The organism is Psychrobacter sp. FME5 (assembly GCF_014861375.1).
Lineage (GTDB): Bacteria > Pseudomonadota > Gammaproteobacteria > Pseudomonadales > Moraxellaceae > Psychrobacter.
The window spans coordinates 1-2,554 of sequence record NZ_RRYX01000190.1 but is presented as its reverse complement, the minus strand read 5'-3'; the positions used below and the strand labels follow the sequence as shown (position 1 = coordinate 2,554).

4 protein-coding genes are annotated in these 2,554 nt (G+C 37.4%); 3 read left to right on the top strand and 1 reads right to left on the bottom strand.

Translation table 11 applies throughout. The features are described from left to right. The 3 genes from EI161_RS13965 to EI161_RS13950 form a co-directional block, all read left to right on the top strand. Positions 1 to 207: IS30 family transposase (locus EI161_RS13965; RefSeq protein WP_192524905.1), on the top strand; the 207-nt coding region annotated here is incomplete at its 5' end. A gap of 49 nt (positions 208 to 256) precedes the next feature. Beyond that, positions 257 to 1,354, top strand: coding sequence for a leucine-rich repeat domain-containing protein (locus tag EI161_RS13955; RefSeq protein ID WP_225735407.1), 1,098 nt, complete (start codon positions 257 to 259; stop codon positions 1,352 to 1,354). A gap of 461 nt (positions 1,355 to 1,815) precedes the next feature. After that, entirely contained in the window at positions 1,816 to 2,115 is a 300-nt protein-coding gene (locus EI161_RS13950) for a hypothetical protein (RefSeq protein WP_192524148.1), read from the top strand. Positions 2,116 to 2,275: 160 nt separating this feature from the next. Here EI161_RS13950 and EI161_RS13945 read toward each other — a convergent pair. Continuing rightward, the coding region (locus EI161_RS13945; protein ID WP_192524318.1) for an IS30 family transposase at positions 2,276 to 2,554 on the bottom strand (279 nt) is incomplete at its 5' end.

Sequence of the window (2,554 nt, the reverse complement as noted above, 5' to 3'; positions counted from 1 at the left end):
TTCTTCTTTGCCGATGCTTATGCGTCATGGCAGCGAGGAACCAACGAGAATACCAACGGATTAATCAGAGAGTTCTTGCCTAAGGGTTGTGACTTTAGACAAGTCTCTGATAATGAGATACAGGACATTGAGAATAAACTAAACAACAGACCAAGAAAACGCTTAGGGTTTAAAACGCCCAATCAGGTGTTCTATAATATAATTTAGCGTTGCACTTGGTGTGTTAATCTAAGTTGATAAAAGCAAGCTCAAATACCTGCCCGATAGTATTGGTCAGCTCAGTAACTTAACTAAGCTTCTTATTAGTCATTGTGAGCTTAGAGACTTACCGGATAGCGTCGGACAACTCAGTAACCTCACTGAACTTTTTATCAGTCATTGTGATATTAAAGAGTTACCTAACAGTATTGGTCAACTCGTTAGTCTTGTTGAACTTGATCTGATTCACTGTGAGCTTAAGGAGTTACCTGACTCTATTGGTCAACTTGCTAGTCTTGCTAAGCTTTTTATCAGTGAATGTAAGATTGAATATCTACCTGATAGCATCGGCCAACTCACCAACCTCACTGAGCTTGATCTAATTCATTGTAAGCTTAGACAGTTGCCTGATAGTATTGGACAACTCAACAACCTCGATAAGCTGTATATTAATCATTGTGAGCTTAAAGAATTGCCTGACAGTATTGGACAACTCACTAACCTAACTGAGCTGTTCATTAGTCACTGCCCTCTTCAACAACTCTCTACCAGCATTGGACAGCTCTCGAATCTAAATAAACTTGATATTATTCACTGTCAGCTTCAAGAATTACCTGAGAGTATCGGACAACTGACTAGCCTTGCTGAGCTTAATCTTATTCACTGTGAGCTTCAAGATTTACCCGGTAGTATGGGGCAACTCACTAGTCTTGCTGTGTTGAACCTGCTCCACTGTGAGCTTAACAGCCTGCCCGATAGTATTGCACAACTCACTAATCTGACTGTACTTAATCTTACTGGTTGTAAGATTAAAGAGTTACCAGATAACATTGGCCAGCTCAACAACCTAAATAAGCTTTATATCAGTCATTGCGACCTTAAAAACCTACCGGATAGCATTGGGCAACTTACTAATCTGACTGAGCTATTTATAAGCCATTGTGATCTTAAAGACCTACCTGATAGCATCGGCCAACTCACGAAGTTAACTAAGCTTGATCTGATTCACTGCAATCTTAACAGCCTACCTGATAGTATTTTACAGCTAACCAACCTAGACTGTATTAACCTTAAGGGAAACCCGCTTAATAGTCTTTCTCCAAATATACTGGATTACTTACATTCTATAGAGACTGTATACGGTTTGGAATTATAGATAATAACAAGCAGTAATGGCGTATTTAAGCCATATATTCAAGAGACTCTCCTAGGGCATGTCATCAATTAGCACATTTAATCATTTAGTGGTCTTAAAATGGCTAAATTTTGCCAAACATCGTCAAATAACTGGTTAATATCTCGATATTATCTGCGCTATTTTCCTTGTTTGACTGCAATTTTGCTCATTTTAAGCCTCACAATCTAAATGATGACACGCCCTAAATTCAAATAATAGTTACTCAGGGGTAGTAAGTCCCTATTACTAGCAAACTATAGTTAAGTGTAAAAAAAGATATACAAGTTAAATAGTGTGTTCACTTGCAGTGTACTGACAGGGTTGCTTAGAATTTAGCTCTATTATTACCAATATAGAATTGAGCCTTATTTCACAATGAGCCGTTTATTCTTTAGTAATTTACGTATAGTATGATTACTAATTTTTAGGGAGAGAATATTATGATCTATTTTAAGAGAATGTTTTTCATATCCATCGTAACATTACTTGCCGGATGTATGTCTAATCCCGCTAGTAACAACACAGTAGATTCAGGTGTTGTTACGACATCATGGGAGAATCTAGTCTCTATGATTAATACTGGAAACTATCAATCCGTTGGCCAACAGCATGATAAAACGGTGAGGTTGGTTCTTGATAATGGAAAGGTATTTCAAGCTAAAGAGCCAAAAATAGATGATGTATATCAAGTTGTTAAGGATTGCTCGAAATGCTCAGGAAAGCCATTTCTAACAGAGTAAGCAGTATACAAACTATTCTTATTAAAAGTAAAAAAAATGGTTGTAAACCAGTATTTACAGCCTTTCTTTTTTGTTCAACCCCTCCTAATCAGAGTTCATGATTACTAATAACTGAGCTTTGTCTTTAATGGTAACTTAGATTAACACACCAAGTGCAACGCTAAATTATATTATAGAACACCTGATTGGGCGTTTTAAACCCTAAGCGTTTTCTTGGTCTGTTGTTTAGTTTATTCTCAATGTCCTGTATCTCATTATCAGAGACTTGTCTAAAGTCACAACCCTTAGGCAAGAACTCTCTGATTAATCCGTTGGTATTCTCGTTGGTTCCTCGCTGCCATGACGCATAAGCATCGGCAAAGAAGAAGGAAGTAAAGAGCTTTCGTTTCACCTTCTTATGCTGAGCAAACTCTTTACCATTGTCAGAGGTAATGGTCTT